Source organism: Streptomyces sp. NPDC055506, from assembly GCF_053643595.1.
The window spans coordinates 1-1,467 of record NZ_JBSHKH010000288.1; the positions used below are offsets into that span (position 1 = coordinate 1).

At 74.1% G+C, this 1,467-nt stretch carries 1 pseudogene; it reads right to left on the bottom strand.

Annotated elements, in window-relative coordinates:
- Positions 1 to 55 precede the first annotated feature (55 nt).
- A pseudogene (locus ACWIF2_RS40680) lies at positions 56 to 1,467 on the bottom strand (hypothetical protein); the annotation flags it as partial.

The window sequence follows — 1,467 nt, forward strand, 5'->3', positions numbered from 1 at the left end:
GAGCAGCCCCTGCCCGGTGAGGCAGGGGCTGCTCGTCCGTCCGGACCCTACGAGGTCAGTTCGGCTTGGTCTCGATGACTCCGACGCGCTCCGCCGGTGTCTTGCCGCGCAGGGCCTTGCGCAGCGCGGAGACGACGTCCTGCGGCAGCACGTCGCGCTTGCCGCTCGCGCCCTCGATCTGCACGCCCTCGAAGGTCGTGCCGTATGCCTCCTGGAGCGCCTTGAGGTTGTACGTGTCCACCAGCTTGCCGTCCACGGCCTTGAAGCCGAGGATCTTCGGCAGGGAGACGGGGCCGAAGTCGATGCTGTGGGCCGCGTCGGTGCGAACGGTGACGAGGTCGGACATCGCGGGCTGCGCGAACTCCTTCATCATCCGGTCGACCTCGGCGTTCGACACCGTCGGCTTCCGGCTGGTGGTCGGGAGCGTCACCGCGCCGGCCGTGCCGGTCTCCACCTGGGTGCGGTAGGCCTCCTCGATCGCGGCGGTCGACTTGTCGACGTCGATGCCCTGGCCCGCCTTGCCGTACACGGCGACGGCCTTGCCGCCCTGGAACTTGATGGTGCCGTCGGACGACGAGCCGGAGCCGCCAGCGGCGGTCTCCAGGGACGCGTGCAGCTTCTCCTCGTCGATCGGCATGACGGGCGTGACGACGCGGTGGTTGCCGAAGAGCGAGCCGATCACGGAGACCGGGTTGTAGTCGCTCTTCGCCGCCGCGTCGGCCGTGGCGTCCATGTCGAACTGCAGGCCCGCGTTGTCCGGGTCGAGGGACACGGCCTTGCCGCCCACCGACAGCTTCAGCGGCTTGCCCGCCCGGTCGTCGAAGGCGGCGTCGAGCTTCTTGACCGCGCCGTCGCGGGTGGTGCCGCCGATGTCGACGCCGAGCACGGAGGTGCCCTTGGGGACGTCGGTGCGGTTCATCAGCAGACCGGCGCCGTAGAGGCCACCGGCGGCGACGACCACGCCGGCCGCGAGCAGCACGAGCTTGTTGCGCCCCTTCTTCTTCGGCGCCTTCGAGGAGCTCGCCGGGGGCGGGGAGACCGGCTCGGGCAGCTTCGGGGCCCCGGGCGGCACGGGGCCGTCGCCGGGCGCGCCCGGGCCGAACGGGGAGGCTCCGCCGGACGGTACGACCGGGATGCCGCTGGTGACGGTGTGCCCGGAGACGTTGTCGTGGCGGGGGCCGTAGCCCTGGCCGTCCGGTTCGGGGGCCGGCTTCTGCGGGGTGAGGATCGCGGTGTCGTCGCTCATACCGCCGCCGGGGGCACCGCCCAGGGGGCCGGGGCCGCCGGCAGGGTTGGCCGTACCCGGGCCGCCGGGGCCTCCGGGGCCGCCCTTGCCCGCGGGACCGCCGGGTGCGCCCGGGCGGCCGGGTCCACCGGGCCCGCCTATGGCTCCGGGGCCGGCGGGCGCGCCGGGGCCTCCCGGACGGCCCGGGTCGTTGAAGGCGCTGGGGGCGCCGGGCCTGCCCC